Below are 19823 nucleotides of genomic sequence, written 5' to 3' on the forward strand. Positions count from 1 at the left end.
GCCGTTTCCGTAGCCGTCGGTAAGACAGGACAAGATGCGTATTCCAGCCGGTGCCGCCCAGCGGCGGACCCTTGCGATAGACGAGGTTCTTCCGTTAGTTGATGTCCGCCCCTTTGTCGGTGGCGTCCATACTGACGTGGAAGCCATTGCCACGCTCGAGATTACCGATCCAGGCACCGGTCGGGCGCTTGCACGGCTGCCAGCAGCGCAGCAGGCGGACGTGCACCGTGCGGTCGGGGCGGCCCGGCGGGCGTTCGACGAGGGGCCCTGGCCCAGAATGACACCGGCCGAACGGGGGGCGTGCCTTATCCGGCTGGCAGGGTTCATTGAGCGCGACCAAGCAGAACTGGCGTTGCTGGAATCACTCGACACCGGCAAGCTCTTCGCTGGTGTCCAGAGCTGGGACATCGGCAACGCCGCCCAGACTTACCGTTATTACGCTGATCTGGCTACCCGTGCCGTGGACGAGGCACTGCCCGCACCTGATGGTGTGCAGGTGCCCCTGCGCCGCGAGCCGGTCGGCGTGTGCGCCGTCATTGTCGCGTGGAACTTCCCTTTCGCTTGTGCCGCATGGAAACTCGCCCCCGCACTGGCCGCCGGATGCACGGTCGTGGTCAAAGCACCCGAGCGAGCACCGTTATCGCTGCATGCGCTGGCCGCCCGGATAGCCGAGGCGGGCTTCCCGCCGGGCGTGGTCAACATCGTCACGGGGATCGGCCAGGTGGCAGGAACCGCGCTGGTGTCCGATCCGGGGATCGACATGATCAGCTTTACCGGCAGTACCGCCACCGCCCGCGCCATCACCCGCGAGTCGGCGTGGCGTATCCCGCCGATTGTCACCGAACTAGGTGGCAAGGGTGCGAACGCAGTCTTCCCGGACGCGGACCTGGACCGGGCACTGGCTGCGACGGCAGACGGTGCGTTCGGCCAGGCCGGGCAAAACTGTTGTGCCGCCAGCAGACTGCTCGTCCACCGAGACATCTACGACGACTTCGTGAGCAGTCTCACCGCCCACGCCCAGCGGCGTCAGCTCGGTGACCAGTTCGACGATGCCACCGAGCAAGGGCCGCAAATCGACCAGGCGCACCTGAAGGCAATCGACTCGATGGTTCAAGACGCACTCACTGACGGCGCCCACGCCGAAACTGGTGCGGCGCTTGGCCTACCCGGCCCCTTGCACTATCAGCCTACTGTCCTGACCAATGTGAGCACCCAGGCCAAGATCTCCCACGATGAGGTTTTCGGCCCGGTGGTGTGCATCTACCCGTTCCGCGATCTCGACGAGGCCATCGCCATCGCCAATAACTCCAGTTACGGACTGTCAGCCTCGGTATGGACCACCAACACCGGCACCGCTAACCGGTTCACCGACTCGGTCCGAGTAGGCACCGTCTGGGTGAACTGCTTCGGATACTTCATGCCCCACATCCCCTGGGGTGGGGTAAAACTCTCCGGCAATGGCCGTGAACTCGGGCCTGTCGGAATCAGCGAATACCTTGTCACGAAAACCGTCTGCCGCGCCCTCTGATCCACATCAGGTCATTCGGTGCGACAACGGCTTTGGTGCTGGTCCAGATCGTGGCCCGCACCGCGCCGCGCTCCTCGGGCGACATCGAGCGGGCGGTGGACCGGGCTGATCAGCCGCCGCTGAGGGTGAGCCGGTTGGTCGTGTTCAGCCTGACCTCCCCATACGAGAGGACATGTTCCCAGAAAAGCGGGGTCAGGCCGCGCCTGTCGGCATCAGGCGGACGACGCGGCGGTCCTTGCCCTCCCCTCGCTCGCGGGCGACGAAACCGAGTTGTTCGGTGCGATCCACACTGTGGCCAGGAGGCGACATGAACTATCGAGCCGATGAGCTACTCACCCAATGCTTTCGGAGCGGAGACCGATTGGTCGGTTTGGCACCAGAGATGACTCCGTGCTGAAACTTGCTCGAGGGCAGACCAACTCACGACCAGACCGACGACCACATCGCGCAGATGTCCCCAGCCGTGGCGAACCGTCGGGTCGCGGTGATCGTATCATTGAGGGTGCGCGTGGCTGGAATCGAGGTTTCATCGTCGATATGCGGCGCACCCGAGGGAGACGGACAGCGCTGGGCGGGCTGATGCATTCGCCCAGCAAACGCTAGCGGAACAAGACTTTTTGGCCACGAAACATGTGATGTGTCGTCGCAAAGGAGGCTGAGCTTTCGACTCGTATTTGCCCTGAATTAAACGAATCGACGGTCGCTATAACGTCGGAAGAATACCCGGTCATATTCTGAGCTGATTCAGTAATGGGTCAGCATCTTATGCAAGTCAAACGAAGTGGAGATTGACGAACATGGTATCCATGGCAGTAGAAGAGATCTCTCGAACCGAGTTCGAGGTCGCTGGAAATCTCAACGAAGAGGTGGCGGAATTCATCCGACTGCAGGATATGCAAGATGCATACCTGGCATCAATAAATACCGCCTTCAGTTCCTTCCCGACATGCTGTTCGTGATGGCATCGGTGCTGGCTCGCCGTGACATTTGACCGCATCGGGCCAGAGCAGGCTGCTGCCCGATTGGCGCGCTGGCGCAATGCGGTGCCGTTCGAGGCGGACAGCTCGAACGGCACCGCTATACCCGGCGCCGTGCTGCACGGTGATGAGCTGTGGCGGCTTCGGCTCGCGACAGGCGGGCTGGACGAGGACCACTTACTGACCCTGCTCGCAAACCCGGGTCCGGAGCACGACACCGCTGAGTCGATTGATACCTTGTGCTGCGCGAGCCCCGCGCGAATTGATGCGGAGAGACCGTTTCTGGTAGCGACGGGCAACCTGGTAGAAGGAGTGTTCCATAAACTTTGCGCGCGACTGCATGCCCTGTTGACCGACGCCGACGAGAATATTGTGCGACTGTTCGGCGACCCAGACCTGCTGGTTACCGAGCTGGTGCGGGGTGGACTCTCCGCAACATTGGACACCATGCTGCACCGCAGTATGGTGTCAGAATTGGCTGCGGATCGTGCGGCAAACATCCTGACGGGAACTACCGCGGCCCAGCGATTCGAATGCTTTATAGAGCGTTTTGCCGAACCTGATCGGCGACGAGCCCTCTACAGTAATTATCCGCTGTTGGCGAATCGGCTCATTGTCGTCACTGAACTATGGCAAGAATACGCAGAAGAGTTTCTGGAAAGACTCGTGACAGATCTGCCTGAACTACTCGAAAGGTTCGGGGCAGCGCCCGATAATGGTCCCTTGGTCGCCCTCAGGGCGGGGCTCGGTGATCCACACCGGGGTTCCCGATCCGTCGCGCTGATCGAGTTCACTTCTGGCTGGAAGGTTGTGTACAAGCCGCGGCCGTTCGGGGTCGACGCACACTTCCAGGATCTGGTGATGTGGATCAACGACCGTGTCGACGGACTCGGACTTCGAACTGTCCGGTGCCTCGACCGCGGTGCGTACGGCTGGATGGAGTTCATCGAGTCGCGAGCGTGTACAAGTGAACGCGAGCTGCACACCTTCTACCGAAGGCAAGGCGCCCTACTGGCGGTGCTGTACGTGATGCACGCCAACGACATCAGCGCCGAAAACCTGATCGCCGCTGGCGACCAACCGGTGCTTGTCGACCTGGAAACCCTTCTTCAACCACGCCTCGAGGTGCTGCGCCGCGCCGACCAGTCGACAGCGGAGGCCGCCGCGGCCGATCTCGTCGCCAGCTCGGTCATCCATGCGGGACTGTTGCCTTCGGGCAAGTCCGGATGGGCCGAACTCTCCGGTATGAGCATCAACGACGGATCGGCGTTGAGCTCGGTACGAATTCCGCACATCGAGTCCGCCGGCACCGACCTGATGCGCATTCGACTGCAGAAAGCGGCTGTGCCGCGTAGCCACAACCAGCCGAATCGGGCAGTCGGCACGGTGCGATTGCGGGACTATGCGGACCCAGTGGTAGACGGGTTCAGCGAGGTGTACAACGTCCTGCGCCGTCATCGCGTCGAATTGACGGCACCGGACGGTCCGCTCGCGGCGTTCCGCGATGACGAAGTACGCGTGCTTCTCCGTGACACCAGCACCTACGGGATGATTCTCGGGATGTCGTTTCACCCGCAGTTGTTACGAAACCGGTGGGACTTGGAACAACATTTCGACCTGCTATGGCGAGAGGTCGCCACCAAGCCCGGTCTGGCCACAGCGACCGAGGGTGAACGGTACGCGTTGTGGCGTGGGGATATTCCTGCATTCGCCGCACGGGCCGAGAGCACCACTGTCGTGGACGACCGAGGTGCGGTCGTCCTCGAGACCGGCGTGACTTCCGGTTGGCAGATGGTCAACGAACTACTCGACCGCCTCGATGACGACGATCTCGCGCGGCAGATTTGGCTCATTCGTGCCTGCCTGCTGACCAATGGTGTGCGATGGGACCAACCGGTCGTACTCGCCAGGGACGCCCATGAACCATCGACAGTGCCGGTTGACGTCGGACCACTGCTCTCGGTGGCGCAGGCTGTGGCCGAACGGCTTGCCGAACTGGCAGTAGAAGACTCGCAAGGCGCGGTATGGCTCGGAGTGCACACCAGCGCTGGGTCGAACTGGCAGGTCGGCGTGGCCGGGCCCGATTTCTATGCCGGCGGTCTCGGGATCGCGCTATTCCTTGCCCACTACGCCGAGATCAGCGGGGAAACCGCGCACCGGGACCGCGCGCGACGGGCAGTCACCTCGGCACTACGGCAGATCGAGCGCGGTCAACTCACGCATGGCGGTGGCGAATTGGGGCTGCTCGGTATCGGCGGAGCGGTCTACGCGCTGTCGGAGCTAGGCACGCTGTGGGCGGACGATGGACTGATTTCGGCTGCACGAAAACTCGCGGCCACGATGCCGCGCTTGATCGATCGTGACGAGGAATTCGCGGTAATGGACGGCACCGCTGGAGCGCTCCTCGGTGTGGCCGCGTTGGCGCGGACCGGGCGTGGCGATGGGATCAGCGCCATCGTACGGATCGCGGCCGACCGACTGCTGGCAGCGCAGGGCGCCACGGCGAGCCACGCAGCGTGGCTGCCCCGGCGGATGCAAGAGCTCGGGATCATTCGGCGACCTCTCGCCGGCTACGGGCACGGCGCCTCCGGTATCGCGTCGGCGCTCGTCCGCGCGACGGAAGTGCTTGGCGACGAACGCTATATCGAAGCCGCGCTACGGGCCGTGGACTACGAACGAGAGCTGTTCGACGTGGAGCGAAACAATTGGCGCGACATACGTGAGCTTTCCGGTTCCGACGGGCTTGCGGTCGAGAAGCATGGTGATTGGACGGCAACCGAGGGCAATTCCATTGCCTGGTGCCACGGCGCCGCGGGCATCGGTCTCACTCGACTCCACATTCTGCGGCACTACGACAGTGAGCAAATTCGTGCGGATTTGGATGCGGCGCTGGAAACGACACTGCGTGGCGGCTTCGGAAATGGGCACTCCCTGTGCCATGGCGATTTCGGCAGCTTGGAGCTGGCCGTCGCCGTGGCCACTGAGCGGGCGGATGACCAATTGTGGACCCGCCTTCGACGGCACGCCGCCACGGTCGTCGATGCCATCACTCACCGCGGGTGGCGTTGCGGCCTCTATCGCGATCTCGAGGTGCCAGGGCTATATACCGGGCTGGCCGGCATCGGCTTCGGCGCACTTCGTGTGTGCGCGTTACCGGGTGGACCCGCGTCACTCACCGGAGGGCCGCACCTGCCGGGATAGGCGGTGTGCGGCCCGGATTCGCCGAATGCGGTGTGTAGGCAGCCGCCGGGTTCCGGAGCTGCGCCACCCGCACCCCAGTGCACGGAATACGAGGTAGAGCCGAGCGCCCACACGGCCATGGTTATGTACGCGGCGAGGGCGACGAAGGAGAACGCGATAATCCGCAGGGCAATCTTCTCCCGAGCTTGGCGATCGCGGCCAGCGAACTGCCACGCCGCCGTCGCCACTGCGGAGGACACCTCGATCATCGAGTCCACACCGAAACCGATCAACGCTGTCGAGGACACCAGGGTGCCCTCGGTGCGAGCGATGATCGCCTCCAGCACGTTGTAGCTGATCGTCGCGGCCACCAACCGGCCGGCGGGTTCGGCGTTATCCCCTCCGAAAGCGTGCTCCATACAGACTGACCAGATCCGGCGATTCCCCGTCCGGACCTGCTGGTCCACCACTGGCTCAGCGACGCCATGCGGAGCAAATCATGAGTTCCGATCCCGTCGCCGCGGCTTTCTCGTCGCCGCGGCTTATGATCGACTTGTCGGAGCCAAGTGGTTTCGCCTCAAGAGGTGAGTACATGAGTCGCTCATGGTGCGGTTGGGGTGGCATATCGGAGCAGACGCGCGAATTTTCCAGGAAGTTCGCGCGAGTGATCGGGTGAGTGGTCGGTGTCCGAGGGCAATGCCCAGGGGACGCAACGCGACCTGACATTCGGCGTCGCAGCGGAACTGGCTGCGGCCGGGTTCGCCGACGCCCAGGAGATCGGCCGCGGCGCATTCGGCATCGTGTACCGGTGCACCGAGGCCTCACTGGATCGTCCCGTAGCGGTCAAGGTTCTCGACTCCACGGTCGAGGACCAGGACCGGACCCGCTTCCTGCGCGAACAACGTGCGTTGGGGAAGTTCTCGACCCACCCGAACATCGTGCAGGTGCTGACGACCGATATCACCGCGACCGGGCGGCCGTTCATCGTGATGCCCCTCCACGCCCGAGGTTCACTCGCAGCACGGATTCGCGCCGACGGGCCATTGCCCTGGCAGGAGGTGCTGTCTGTGGGAGTGAAGCTGGCCGGCGCGCTGGCGACCGCGCACGCCTGCGGCGTCATCCACCGCGATGTCAATCCCGCCAATGTCCTGATCACCGACTACGGTGAACCGCAGCTGGCGGACTTCGGTATCGCGCGCGTCGGCGGCGCATTCGAGACAGCGACAGGCTTCGCCGCGGGGACCCCGGCCTACATGGCTCCGGAGGTGCTACGCGGCGAACCTCCCACGGTTTCCTCGGATATCTACGGTCTGGGCGCCACGCTGTTCGCGGTTCTCACCGGCCACGCCGCGTTCGAGCGCCAAGCGGGTGAGTCGATGGTGGCGCAGTTCTTGCGCATCACGGCAGAACCCGTCCCCGACCTGCGATCCGCCGGTGTACCGGCGATGGTGTGCACCGTCCTCGAAGCCGCGATGGCCACCGACCCCGTCGACCGGCCGGCTACCGCCCAGGATTTCGGCGACCGGTTGCGCACCGTGCAGTTCTCCTGCGGGCTGCCGGTGGACACGATGGCCGCCCCGACGCACGACGGATCGGCGGAAACCATGTCCGCCGTCGGCGGCCAAGCGATCCCGCCGACAACGACAACTGCTGCGACCGCGTTGCACCCGCAACCGACGCCGAAGACCCGATACCGTCCGCCGACGACGCTGCGCCGGCTGGTTGACCGTCCGCGATTGCTCGAGACCCTCCAGGAAGGACAATCCAGGCGGCTGGTTCTCATTCATGGCCCGGCCGGTTTCGGCAAGAGCACGGTGGCCGCGCAGTGGGCGCACACCCTCGACGCGGACGGCGTCCACGTCGCCTGGTTAGCGATCGCGGAGGACGACAACAATGTGGTGTGGTTCCTGAGCCACTTGGTGGAGGCGATTCGGCAGGTTCGTCCCGCGCTGGCGATCGAGCTGACGCAGATTCTCGAGGAGCGTTCCACCCCCGCGGCGCGGCAGGTGATGACCGCCCTGATCAACGAGATCCACGACAGCGGAGAGCCCGTCGCCGTCGTGATCGACGACTGGCACCAAGTGACCAGTCCGGCAACCCTCGGCGCAATGGAGTTCCTGCTCGACAACGGGTGCCATCACCTGCGATTGATCGTCACCAGCCGCACTCGCACCGGTCTGCCGTTAGGGCGTATGAGTGTTCAGGACGAGCTGGTGGAAATCGACGAGAGCGCACTGCGCTTCGATGCCCGGGAAGCGGCGGATTTCCTGGTCGGTGTCAAGAGACTGCACCTTTCCGACACCGATATCGACCGGCTGCGGGAGTCGACGGAGGGCTGGGTGGCGGCGCTCCAACTCGCCTCGCTGTCGCTGCGTGGCAAGGAGAACCCCGGGGTCTACCTGGACCAGATCTCGGGGCAGCACTACGCCATCGGCGAATACTTGATGGAAAACGTCGTCGGCGCGCTCGAACCCACGATGCTCGACTTCGTAACTCGGACCGCTGTCACCGACACTATCTGCGGAGATCTCGCTCAGACGCTGACCGGAGTGCAGTCCGGGCAGGAACGGCTCGAGGACGTGCGGCGCCGAGACCTGTTCCTGCGCAGCGTCGACGACGAACTGCGATGGTTCCGTTATCACGGACTCTTCGCGGACTTCTTGCGCCGCAAACTGGTCCGGCAGCATCCTGGCCTGCTCGAACAGCTCCACCTGACCGCGTCCACCTGGTTCGCCGGGCACGAAATGCTCACCGAAGCCGTGGACCACGCACTCGCGGCCGGCGCGGCCCAGCAGGCGAAACAACTGGTGCAGGAACACGCCGACTCGCTGATCGAAGATTCCCGCATGGCCACCTTCCTAGGGCTCGTGGCGAAACTGCCTGCCGCGATCACGGAGGCCGATCCACGGCTGCAACTGTCGGTCGCCTGGGCCAATATCTCGCTCCAGCGCCCCACCGCCATCCGAACCGCGCTGGATCGCGTCGACGCGGCGCTGGCAACCGCCGCACCGGACGATCCCGCGACCGCAGACCTTCGCATCCAGGCCGATGTGGCGCGAGCGGCAGAACACCTCGTGACGGATCGGTTCAAGGATTTCCCGGAGGCCGCCGCGGCGCGGCTGCAGCAGCCGGTTCGACCGTTCTTCGCCAACGTTGCGGCCACCACCGCGGCCGCGGCCGCATTCTATCGTTTCGACTTCGCCGGTGCCCGCCACTGGCACGCATGGGCCACGCCTTACCGGACCCGCGCCAACGGCCCGGGAGGCGTAGTGTACGGCGCCTGCATCGCCGGCGAGGCCGCCGCCGAACAGCTCGACATCGCCGAAGCCGAGGCGATTTTCCGCTCCGCGCTCACCCTCGCCCGGAATACCGGCGGCCGGTCCCACGCGACCAGGCTGGCCAGCGGCCTACTCGGCGAATTGCTCTACCAGAAAGGGCAATGCACCGAAGCCGCCGAGTTGCTGGCACCCGGTCCCGGAGTCGAGGCCGGCGCCATGGAATTCCTGGTCGCCGCCTACGGAACCGGTGCCAGGCTGGCGGCAGTGCGAGGCGACCTCGATGCCGCACGACAACGGTTGGACGAGGGCCAAATGGTCGCAGATAAACTCGCCCTGCCACGGCTGACCGCCCGCATTGTGAACGAGCGGGTACGACTGGGTCTTCCGATCACCGATGAGGACCGACACACGCTCGAGCACTTATCCGTGTATCACCGGCAACCAAACCACACACTCGCGGTCACCGCCGAGCTCCTCCACGACTCCGCCATTCGCCTCCTGCTCGCCCAACAGTCATCGGGCGCGGCCGAGCGCGCAGCCGCCGACGCCGAACGGATCGTCGCCGAAATCTGTACACAACCTCGCCCACGGGCGCTATTGCAGGCTCAATTGCTGTACGGCGGTTGCCTTTGCGCCGCCGGGCGAACCGATCCGGCGATCGACTGCCTGGCACCGGCACTTTCTCGGTGTGCCGAACTCGGTCTGGTCCGAGTGGTCGTGGACAGCGGACCCGCGATCACGCCGGTGGTGGAAACCCTGCTCGATGCCCCGGAGGAGCCCGGTCGGCCACCGAGACCTTTCCTGCGACAGGTCCTGAACGAGATTGATGAGACCGACGAACTGAGGTATCCCGAATGAACGAGCGGGTGTCGCCTCACCGGGGCCCGAATGGGACCACGATGTCCTCATGGTCACCAGACGCCTCCTGCGGCCTCGCCGCAATGCGCGTACGCTTATTTTTTTACACCGGTCAGTGAGATGTGCCACCGGTTCGCCGGGAGGTGGAGGTGCTCAGCGCCACCGAGCAGTTCAGCAGGGAACGCGCCCCATGCGGAAAACTGAGGGGCGGGGCTCGCCACCGCGAAGACGACGAAGTGGGCTTGATCATTGACGATCTGCATTACGACTGTGGCTGCCGCCGGATTCAGCACGAATTCCACGACGGCAGCGTTCGGATCAGAATCGTCCGCCATGACGGCAAGGTCCTGATGGACGAGCACAGCGCCGACCACGAGGTCTGACACACGACACCTTGGTGGTGCCACCATGACCGCTTTTCACCACGTTGTGATCGTTGGCGGGGGCGGTGCGGGCCTGCGTGCGGCCATCGCCGTCGCGGAACACAACCCGCGGTTGAGTATCGCGATCGTTTCCAAGGTCTATCCCATGCGTAGCCACACCGTCTCCGCCGAGGGTGGTGCCGCCGCAGTCGCCGGGCGCGACGACAGCTTCGAAGAACACGCATACGACACGGTCTCCGGCAGCGATTGGCTCTGTGACCAAGATGCGGTCGAGGTCTTCGTCGAGGAAGCACCGCTGGAGTTGCTCCAGCTGGAGCACTGGGGCTGCCCATGGAGCCGCCGGCCGGACGGACACATCGCGGTGCGGGCGTTTGGCGGCATGACGAACAACCGCACGTGGTTCGCAGCCGACAAGACCGGTTTTCACTTGCTGCATACCCTGTTCCAGACCACACTGTCCTATCAGGACATCGTCAGGTACGACGAGTGGTTCGCCACAACGTTGCTCGTCGACGACGGCAAGGTGTGCGGCATCGTGGCCATAGAACTGGCCACCGGACGCGTCGAAACCATTCTCGCCAGCGCCGTCATCGTCTGCACTGGTGGCTGTGGGCGAGTGTATCCATTCACCACGAACGCCAATATCAAGACCGGTGACGGTATGGCGTTGGCCTACCGGGCCGGTGCGCCGCTCGAGGACATGGAGTTCGTCCAGTACCACCCGACCGGCCTTCCGTTCACCGGCATCTTGATCACCGAGGCGGCGCGCGCGGAGGGCGGCTGGCTGCTCAACAAGGACGGTTACCGCTACTTGCAGGATTACGACCTCGGGATGCCATCACCGGTGCCGGTCATGCGAAGCATGGAACTAGGGCCACGCGACCGACTGTCGCAGGCCTTCGTGCACGAACTCGACCGGGGCCGGACCGTCGGCACACCGTACGGACCCGTCGTCCACCTCGACATACGCCACCTCGGCGCGGATCTCATCGACACGAAGTTGCCGTTCGTGCGCGAGCTGTGCTCGAAGTACCAGAACATCGACCCGGTTCGGGAGCTGATTCCGGTACGTCCCGTCGTCCACTACATGATGGGCGGCATCCATACCGACATCCATGGCGCAACACCACTCGGGGGTCTCTACGCCGCCGGAGAAGTCGCCTGCGTCAGCATCAACGGCGCCAACCGGCTCGGATCGAACTCCCTTCCCGAGTTATTGGTCTTCGGCGCACGAGCCGGCCGCGCCGCCGCCGAGTACGCGAGCTCGGCCACGGCCGGCCCGAGCTCGGCGGTCCTGGCGCGGGGTCGTGTCGAACGGGACCGGCTGGAACGAGACCTCACGCGCCACGCCGAGGGACCCGAACGCATCGCGCACATCCGGGCCGAGATGCAGGAGACGATGGAGACCAGTGCCGGGATCTACCGGGACGGCGACTCCCTCGCCGGCGCGGCCGACAACTTGCGCGAGCTTCGCGATCGGTTCGGCAGCGCTTGCCTCGATGACCACAGCCGGACGTTCAACACCGAACTGGTGGCGGCGCTGGAACTGTCGTGCATGCTCGATGTGGCCGAATGCATCCTCGCCTGCGCGCTGGCGCGGGAGGAATCCCGGGGCGCGCACCAACGGACCGATTTTCCCGCCAGGAACGACCAGCGATTCCTGGCCCACTCACTGATCCATCAGCAGCCGGACGGCTCGAGCCGCATCTCGTACCTCCCGGTAACGATCACTCGCTGGCCTCCCGGCGAACGTGTATACGGGAGGTGATGGCGGTGGTAGACCGGATAACACTCCAGGTCGCGCGTTACCGACCGGAGCGAGAGGCCGAACCGGTATGGCAGTCCTACGACGTTCCGCTGCGCGAAGAGTGGACGGTGCTCGACGGCCTCAACTACATCAAGGACTACCTCGACGGAACGGTGTCGTACCGGTGGTCTTGCCGGATGGGCATCTGCGGTAGTTGCGGTATGACCGTCAACGGCGACCCGCAACTGAGCTGCGCCACCTTCCTGACGACCTACGCGCCGGGGCCGGTGCGAATCGAGCCACTGCGAAACTTCCCGGTGATCCGGGATCTCGTCATAGAGATCAGCGACTTCATGCACAAGCTGACCGAGGTCGAGCCATGGCTGATCAGGGAGGAACACCGCCCACTCGAAAGCGGCGAATACCTGCAAACACCGTTCGAAATGGACGACTACTCGAAGTACAGCATGTGTATCAACTGCATGCTCTGTTACTCGGCCTGTCCCGTCTACGCACTTGATCCCGAGTTCCTCGGCCCGGCGGCGATCGCGCTGGCCCAACGCTACAACCTCGACTCGCGCGATGAGGGAGCTGGGGATCGGCGGGACGTTCTCGCGTCGGCGGAGGGAGTGTGGTCCTGCACCTTTGTCGGAGAGTGCACCACCGCCTGCCCCAAGGGGGTCGACCCCGCCGGCGCGATCCAACGCTACAAGCTCACCGCGGCCACGCAATCGCTCCGAGATTTCCTCATGCCTTGGCGGACACGATGACCACGACACCCCTGTACCGAAAGCCGATCTCCACGTTCTGGTGGGTGCGACGCCGCTCATACCTGCTCTTCGTCCTGCGCGAACTCAGCAGCGTGTTCGTCGCCTGGTTCGTCGTATATCTTCTGATTTTGGTCAACGCGGTCAGTTCCGGAAACGAGGAGTACCAGGAGTTTCTGAGCTGGAGCGCCGGCCCGGGCGTGCTCACACTGAACATGATCGCCCTGCTGTTCGTGCTTATGCATACGGTCACCTGGTTCAACCTCGCGCCCAAGGCGATGGTGGTGCGTGTGCGGAGCCGGCGCGTCGCACCCGTCGTGATCCTCGGGCTGCACTATCTGCTGTGGGGTCTGCTGACGGCGATCACGCTGTTGGTGGTGTTGCGATGACGAAAAGGAAGTCCCTGGAACCGTTGGTGTGGCTGCTGTTCAGCGTCGGCGGGATGGCCGCTGCGATGCTGATCCCTGTGCTGCTGTTCCTGTTCGGCCTCGCCTTCCCGCTGGACTGGCTTCCTGCGCCGGATCACGCATATCTGCTCTCGGTGTTGCGCCATCCCGTCACCCGGTTGGTCCTTTTCGGACTCTGCGTGCTGGCTCTGTTCCATTGGGCACACCGCTTCCGGTACATGATGTACGACGGCTTGCGGCTCGAGCAGTTCAGCATGTTGATCGTCCTGACCTGCTACGGCGGCGCTGTTATCGGCTCGGGAATGGCCGCGTACCTCCTGCTTCGCGCCTAAGCAACCTGCAGCGCCTCCGACGCGCCTGCCCGGACGCCGTCGGCATGGGCACCAGCTCTGCCGCGACAGAGCACTCTCGACCCCAGGATGGGGACTGTCAGGATTCGGCGCAATAGCCGGTACCCTGATCAGCTACCGCCATGATCGGTCCAGGCGATAGCCCGCAGCGGAAATGAGCCCATCCCGTGCACTGGCGCCGGCAGTGCGACCAGCCTGGCACCGGTGTCGGGGACCGCGTCCAGGTTCGTCATATGCTCGATGATCGGGATTCCCGCACCGAGCAGAGTGTGGTGACACGGCCGCGTCGGCAGAGACCTATCGTCGATGTCGAGCGAGTCGATTCCAACCAGTGCCACATTGGCGGCGACCAGCGCATCCGCCACCTCGCCGACCAGGAACGGATACCCGTGGCCCCGGTATGCGGACGAACCCCACCTGGCCGACCATCCGGTGTGCACGAGCACCGCCTTGCCCCATAGCCGCGCCGGGTCGCCGAGCACATCAGGTCCGACCGCGTGAATCCTCGGCGCGCGGATCATCACGATCGGCACATTGAACAGCCGCTCCAGCGGCAGCTCCGCGATGTCGGCGCCATCGGCGTGGAAATGGAAGGGTGCGTCGATATAGGTCCCGGTGTTGCCGACCATATCCACGCGCGCGATGTCGTAGGCCATGTCGATCAGCGGGGACTGCTCACGCGAAATATCTGTTGTTACTCGCGGACCGGGCAGGCCCGGGTAGGTGAGCATGCCGTCGGAGATCGGATGCGACAGCTCCACAATCACCCTGCTCATGGTAGGGACCGTACCGGCCGACCGCGCCGTAGGTGGGGATGATCCACTCACCGCCATTCGGCGATCAGGTCACTGTCGGATCATCTGTTCTGCTTCTTCGCCTTGTTCGGCTTCTTCTTGATCTTCGGCTTGTCGTGGTCGGGCTCCCACTCGAAGCCCGCGAGGTTCTGCTCGCAGTGCCAGTTTTCGACCACAACATCGTCTCGGTCTCGTTCGCACCAGCGCTCCGCCTTGCCGCACGCGGTGAGGCTGAGTCCGGCGGCTAATGCGGTTGCTACGGCGGCGGTGCGGAATCGGTTGTCATGCATAGTTTTTCCTATCGCGGTGATTTGTGCACAGGTGCCGGACTTCGTCGGGGATCTCGGCGCCACGGTCGGCCGGTGCGGCAAGTGCGTCGGCGAAGCTGGTCGGCGTCACATAAGCCATCAGTATCCATATGTGGTGGACTGACGCCTGCCTCGCCGACACCGACCCCGTGCGAGTGGTTCTGGAATATTATGGTGCGCAAAGCGTTTGCGTGACGTGTCGGGAGAACCCAGCTGGGTGTGCGGCGTCACATCTACCCCGCACATAGACCGTCGAGCTTCATCCCTGCGGTTTACTAGGCAGGTGTGTGATGTCTTCGGGGGGCCCGCTACTCGGGCCGATAGTGTCAGCCGGCAAGAAACTGTCGATCGAAACCGCCGTACTGCGGGAGGGCGGACGGCGGGGCGAGGCGGTTCAGGCTCGTCTTCTGTGATGCGCCTCGATGGCCTGCGCTTGCCGATGCGGTGGGTTGCCGAAGCGGTTGCGCCTGCAGTGGTGATACTGGGAGTTCTGGCGTTGGCGCCCGGAGTGGCCGGGGCTGAGCCGCCGACGTCTGGCCCCAATACCGGGTCGTCCGATGGTTACCAAGCCCCTGCCGAGAGCGCCGACCTTCCGGCCCGGCCAGTCATCGACCGTATCGAGCCGATCACCGACCGGTGGCTGCGGGTATTCGTGAAATCGCCCGCGATGAACCGTGTCGTGCAGGTGCAGGTGCTCCTGCCGGCCGACCGTAGCCGGCCGCGCGCGACCCTGTACATGCTCGACGGCCGCGGGGCTCCCGAGAACACCAGTAGCTGGATAGAGCACGGTCATGCCGTGGAGTTCTTCGCCGACAAAAACGTCAACGTCGTCCTCACGACCGGTGGTCCGGCCAATCTCTACACCGACTGGCAGCGACACGACCCTGTGCTGGGAACCAACAAATGGGAGACGTTTCTCACCCGCGAACTGCCGCCGCTGATCGACGCACAGTTCGAAGGCAACGGACGTAACGGGGTGCAGGGGGTCTCGATGGGCGCCGAAGCAGCGATGATGCTCACATTCCGTACACCGGGCCTGTACTCCGTCGTCGCGGCCCACAGCGGCTGCTACACCGTCGCCTCCGGCACCGGTCAAGCCCAGGCCCGCGCGATCGTCAAAACCTACGGCGGCAACCCGGACAACATGTTCGGCACACTCACAGACCCCGACTGGCGCGCCCACGATGTCATGACCCACGCGGAAGCCTTGCGCGGCACCGGAATCTACCTGTCCAGCGGTAGTGGAATCCCTGGAGAACACGACGTACCCGGCAAAGTCGAGCTTCCCGACGCCATCACCGTCGGAGGCCCTCTCGAAACCGGAGCCTACGAATGCGCTCGCGCACTGGGGAACCGACTGGCACAGCTACAGATTCCGGCGACGGTGAATCTGCGGCCCACTGGCACGCACTCCTGGCCGTACTGGGTCGATGAACTGTCCCGCTCCTGGCCGACCATCGCCGAAGCACTCGACGACAACCACTGACGATGGCGACTGGGGTGGCCGCCGACACCTCGACCGGATACCGGACCGTCCGTCGGTTAGAAGGTGGTCGAGGAGTAGATCCGGCCGATCCGCCGCTGAGGAGTTACGCGGATAGTGGCGCACTAAGCGCGGTAACTCGAACAGTCGACCTAGCCCTTGACCGGCCGGGGGCTCACAAGCACCACGCTCTCAGGCAGTGCTTCCGATCTAGGCCGTGATCCGGGCCAGGTCGCCCAGCCGCTCGATTTCACTTGTCGGCGAAAGGAGCACACTCGTTGGGCGGTGGCCCCTTTCGCCGACACGTCATTCGTAGAGGGCGAATGGTGGCTAGCGGGACTGCATCTGGCGTGCCTGCTGGCGAAGCTGATGCAGCTGCAGTTCCCACTGTCCGGAGCGGTCCTGGGTGCGGCTGGCCTGATCCTCGGCCTGCTGGGCCAACTGGCTGGCCTGCTCGGCCTGTTCCTGCGCCGACTGAGCCCGCTGGTTGGACTGGCTGGCCTCGCCTTGGGCCTGCTGGGCCTGGCTCTGGGCCCGGTCGGCCTCGCCTTGGGCCTGCTGGGCCTGGTTTTGCGCCTGCTGGGCCTGCTGGCGCGCCTGCTGGGCCTGCTGGTTGGCCTGGTTGGCCTCGTGCTGGGCGATCTGCGCGTGATGTTGAACCTGACGGGTCTGGTGCTGCGCCTGCCGGGCGAGGTGCTGCGCCTGCTGGGCATACTGACGAGCGTTTTGGGCTTCCTGCCGCGCCTCCTCGATCTGAAGCCGCAGCGTCATCTCCAAGTCCCGAATGTTCTGGATGTCCATAACATCGCCGCGCTTGGTGTCGGTGTTTGTTTCCTGTGCCATGTGAGCTTCTCCAGAGGTTGGTTGAGTGGACAGACTCGATGGACCGGACCCAGTCTGACCGACGCACCGCCACTTGGTCAGCAACTTCGCCGCAACCTTTCGGAAATAAAGTGAAACCTGCCGTATCGATCAGGCCCGCTACCTGCGAAGCCCCGCCGCAGGCCCACGGCCGCAGGTCGGTGTGAGATTTTCGTCCGCCGATCGACCCGAACGGCCGCACGCTCAGCGACCCAGCCCGCCGTAGCTATAAGGTTGCGACAATTATGTCACCGTCGGCGGGTCCCATACCGCTTGTCGGCCGTGCCGTAGGAATCGCGTCCCTTGGGCGGTGGTGTGGGTGATCGAGTCTTGGATGGCGTCGATGGATTCCGGCTGCGGATAGCCCATCCGGCCACCGGCCGCGCAGAGCGACTCGAGACGCTCCGCGATATCGATGATCTCGCTTCGTTCGAAGCCAGTGATTGGTGCAGGTGCGACGGATATCTCGATCGAATTTGTCTGGTGTGCAAGTTGTTTCGTGAGGAGTCCGTCTCACACAGGCACGTTGACGGCGAAACCTGCTGTCCCAGAGCCTGGTAAGTCACGTCTGGAGTCGGAACTAGATTGGTCAGTGTGAGCAACAGTCACAGCCTGCTACCTCCCTTCTCGAGAGCACATGGGGCGAGATCGTCCTCGAATCTCACGCTCCTGCCACGGATTGCAGCGACAGCCGGGTCGGTCGTCGGTCTCGATCAGGACGACATGTACCTGCTCGTGTGCACCGGTTCCACCTCGAAGATGCGATCGCGTCCGAGCACTCGATCAGGGTCACGATCGAGCACGGGCACGCAGACAAGCAAAGCTATGACTGCTCATCGGCCGCGTAGTGATATCAGACCGAATCCCACCAGCTACTCGGCATTCCGGCATTCCGGCTCCCCCGCGCCGCAGCCGGCTGACCGGTTCGGACGTAATCGAAGGGGATGGCGATGAGTGGCGTAGGCCGTCGGCGTTTCATTTCCGGGGGCACAGCCGCCCTAGCGGCCGGCCTGTGGGCACCGGGAACCGCCTCAGCCACACCGTGGTCACTGTCGTCCAACCCCAAGGTTCGCACCGGTGACACATCCCGCGGAGCTGGTACCGCCGAAGAGGCGACGACGAGCACGTTCTTCGCTACGGTCTTCGTGGAGAACGCGACCTCCGTCGGCAGCAACAGCGATGGCGATCTCTGGCCGACCTGCTGGGCGGACGACGACGCCCTTTACTCGGCGAATGGCGATGGCCGCGGATTCAGCGAAGAGCAACGTCAAGACATCGTCGTCAACCGGATCACCGGCGACCCTGAGTCGGGTATGACCGGGGAACGGTTGGCCGCCGCCGACCAGGTAGGCACCATCTGGGGGGACCCCGACAAGTACAACAGGAAGCCGACTGGGATCGTCTGTGTCGGCGGACGCCTCTACCTGGCGATTCAGGACCTCCGTACAGGCACGGACGACTTCGCGTTCAACGACGCACCCAACGCCAGCGTCTCGTGGTCGGACGATCACGGACGCACGTGGCAGACGACCCAGCAACCCATGTTCACCGACTATGTCTTCACCACTATCTTTTTCCTCGACTTCGGGCGCGACTCCCGCGATGCTGAAGACGCATTGGGTACCGAGGCGGCGCGCTATGTCTATGCGTACGGTCTGGACGGCAACTGGCGCGATTCCTTGAGCGACACGGTGCCTGATCCAGTCGACCTGTACCTCGCGCGGGCACCGAAGGAAGCGGTCGAAAAGCGGAGCCGCTGGGAGTTCTTCGCCGGGCTCAGCGGTGCCGCACCGGTGTGGACCAGGGAGGTCACGGCCAAACAGCCAGTGCTCCACGATGCCAGGCGGCAGTACGAGACGTTTCGCAATTCCGGCCGGTACCCGCACAACCTCTCGGTGATCTCCCAGGGTGGCGTCGTCTACATAAAACAGCTCGAGCGCTACCTGTACACCTCATGGACCGAGTACACGTTCGAATTCTATGAGGCACCCGCCCCGTGGGGCCCCTGGCGGCTGTTCCTGACCAAGGACTTCGGCGGCTACCCGTGGTTCGGCCGCGGCGCCCGCCGCCCCGGTCCGAAAAACGGTGGCTACGGCACGACCATCCCGTCGAAGTTCGTCTCCGCCGACGGCACGTCGATGTGGGTGCAGTCGAATTGGTGGGTGGGCAACTCCGGTGGCGAGGCGGCTTACACCTTCAACCTGCGGAAGCTGACCCTACGGCCGTTCACCGCACAACTCCCGGCAAATCAGCCGGACCCGCGTGACAACCTCGCGCACTCCGGGGAAGCCGTCACGCCAATCGAGAAGTGCGCACACTACGGTCACGGCGAGTACTACCACGACGGCGACCCGACCAAGAGCGAGGACAGCTTCGATCAGGAGAACAAGGACTTGGACTTCTGGGGCTTCACCTGGGCCAAGCCGTACCGGATGAACAAAGTCGTGTACACCACGGGAAAGATGTTCGACGATGGCGGGTGGTTCGGTGCAAACCTGCGAGTCCAAGTACGGCAAGACTTCCAGTGGGTCGACGCGCCGAACGCGAATGTCGCACCGCGCTATCCGTACGACTCCTCCGCGGGGCCGTTCAAGACGTTCACATTCACGTTCGCGACCACATGGGGTGACGGCGTGCGAATCGTCGGCAAGCCGGGTGGTAGCGCTTGCTTCACCTCAATCGCCGAGCTCGAGGTCTACTACCGCGACTCTTGTTGTGGGAGTGGGAGTTAGATCGAGAGAATATGGGCCAGCGCGGGGGTGGCCGCCGCGATGCCCCTTGACCGCGGCCGGCTCAACCCACGATCGCCCCGGAGAACAGTCGATCACGAATATCGCATACGCGAACCGACCCAGGCGGGCACATACGTAAAGTCGATGACCCGCTTACGGTTCGACCCCAT

The 19823-nt window shown here is 64.2% G+C and carries 13 protein-coding genes and 1 pseudogene; 10 read left to right on the plus strand and 4 right to left on the minus strand.

Going from position 1 to position 19823, the window contains the following annotated elements; translation table 11 throughout:
• Positions 1-136 precede the first annotated feature (136 nt).
• Both AB0H00_RS11600 and AB0H00_RS11605 read left to right on the plus strand, forming a co-directional pair.
• Entirely contained in the window at positions 137-1528 is a 1392-nt protein-coding gene (locus tag AB0H00_RS11600; RefSeq protein WP_357264644.1) for an aldehyde dehydrogenase family protein, read from the plus strand.
• Positions 1529-2508: 980 nt separating this feature from the next.
• Positions 2509-5706, plus strand: a complete 3198-nt coding sequence (locus AB0H00_RS11605; RefSeq protein WP_357264647.1) for a type 2 lanthipeptide synthetase LanM family protein — start codon at positions 2509-2511, stop codon at positions 5704-5706.
• A gap of 116 nt (positions 5707-5822) precedes the next feature.
• On the opposite strand, the pseudogene AB0H00_RS11610 reads toward AB0H00_RS11605, so the two are convergent.
• Positions 5823-6104: pseudogene (locus tag AB0H00_RS11610) on the minus strand (hypothetical protein); the annotation flags it as partial.
• A gap of 264 nt (positions 6105-6368) precedes the next feature.
• Here AB0H00_RS11610 and AB0H00_RS11615 point away from each other — a divergent pair.
• Positions 6369-9821: a protein kinase gene (locus AB0H00_RS11615; protein ID WP_357264650.1), complete on the plus strand. Its 3453-nt coding sequence runs from the start codon at positions 6369-6371 to the stop codon at positions 9819-9821.
• A 95-nt stretch (positions 9822-9916) separates the two neighbouring features.
• Here the strand turns inward: AB0H00_RS11615 and AB0H00_RS11620 are convergent, their stop codons facing one another.
• Positions 9917-10207, minus strand: a complete 291-nt coding sequence (locus AB0H00_RS11620; protein WP_357264653.1) for a hypothetical protein — start codon at positions 10205-10207, stop codon at positions 9917-9919.
• Positions 10208-10229: 22 nt separating this feature from the next.
• Between AB0H00_RS11620 and frdA the strand changes: the two genes are divergently transcribed.
• From frdA to frdD, 4 genes are read left to right on the plus strand one after another with little or no spacing between them, the layout of a single operon-like run.
• Positions 10230-11972 (plus strand): fumarate reductase (quinol) flavoprotein subunit, encoded by a 1743-nt coding sequence (gene frdA, locus AB0H00_RS11625; protein ID WP_357264656.1) that lies wholly within the window; start codon positions 10230-10232, stop codon positions 11970-11972.
• A 5-nt stretch (positions 11973-11977) separates the two neighbouring features.
• The gene (gene sdhB, locus AB0H00_RS11630) at positions 11978-12721 is read left to right on the plus strand and encodes a succinate dehydrogenase iron-sulfur subunit (protein WP_357264658.1); all 744 of its coding nucleotides are present in this window, start codon (positions 11978-11980) and stop codon (positions 12719-12721) included.
• Positions 12718-13107 (plus strand): fumarate reductase subunit C, encoded by a 390-nt coding sequence (locus AB0H00_RS11635; RefSeq protein WP_357264661.1) that lies wholly within the window; start codon positions 12718-12720, stop codon positions 13105-13107. The genes sdhB and AB0H00_RS11635 overlap by 4 nt, the downstream gene beginning before the upstream one ends.
• Positions 13104-13457, plus strand: coding sequence for a fumarate reductase subunit FrdD (gene frdD, locus AB0H00_RS11640; protein ID WP_357264664.1), 354 nt, complete (start codon positions 13104-13106; stop codon positions 13455-13457). The genes AB0H00_RS11635 and frdD overlap by 4 nt, the downstream gene beginning before the upstream one ends.
• A gap of 128 nt (positions 13458-13585) precedes the next feature.
• Here the strand turns inward: frdD and AB0H00_RS11645 are convergent, their stop codons facing one another.
• Together AB0H00_RS11645 and AB0H00_RS11650 are read right to left on the minus strand one after the other, a co-directional pair.
• Entirely contained in the window at positions 13586-14251 is a 666-nt protein-coding gene (locus tag AB0H00_RS11645) for a cyclase family protein (RefSeq protein WP_357264667.1), read from the minus strand.
• An 80-nt stretch (positions 14252-14331) separates the two neighbouring features.
• Positions 14332-14559: a hypothetical protein gene (locus AB0H00_RS11650; protein ID WP_357264670.1), complete on the minus strand. Its 228-nt coding sequence runs from the start codon at positions 14557-14559 to the stop codon at positions 14332-14334.
• A 430-nt stretch (positions 14560-14989) separates the two neighbouring features.
• On the opposite strand from AB0H00_RS11650, the gene AB0H00_RS11655 reads away from it, so the two are divergent.
• From AB0H00_RS11655 to AB0H00_RS11665, 3 genes are all read left to right on the plus strand, one after another.
• Positions 14990-16063, plus strand: coding sequence for an alpha/beta hydrolase family protein (locus AB0H00_RS11655; protein WP_357265086.1), 1074 nt, complete (start codon positions 14990-14992; stop codon positions 16061-16063).
• A gap of 282 nt (positions 16064-16345) precedes the next feature.
• The gene (locus AB0H00_RS11660) at positions 16346-17017 is read left to right on the plus strand and encodes a hypothetical protein (protein WP_357264673.1); all 672 of its coding nucleotides are present in this window, start codon (positions 16346-16348) and stop codon (positions 17015-17017) included.
• A gap of 854 nt (positions 17018-17871) precedes the next feature.
• Positions 17872-19653 carry a hypothetical protein gene (locus tag AB0H00_RS11665; protein ID WP_357264676.1) on the plus strand — a complete coding sequence of 594 codons (1782 nt, stop codon included), beginning with the start codon at positions 17872-17874 and terminating at the stop codon, positions 19651-19653.
• The last annotated feature ends 170 nt before the right edge of the window (positions 19654-19823 follow it).

Origin of the sequence: Nocardia sp. NPDC023852, from assembly GCF_040639505.1 — a bacterium.
GTDB lineage: Bacteria > Actinomycetota > Actinomycetes > Mycobacteriales > Mycobacteriaceae > Nocardia.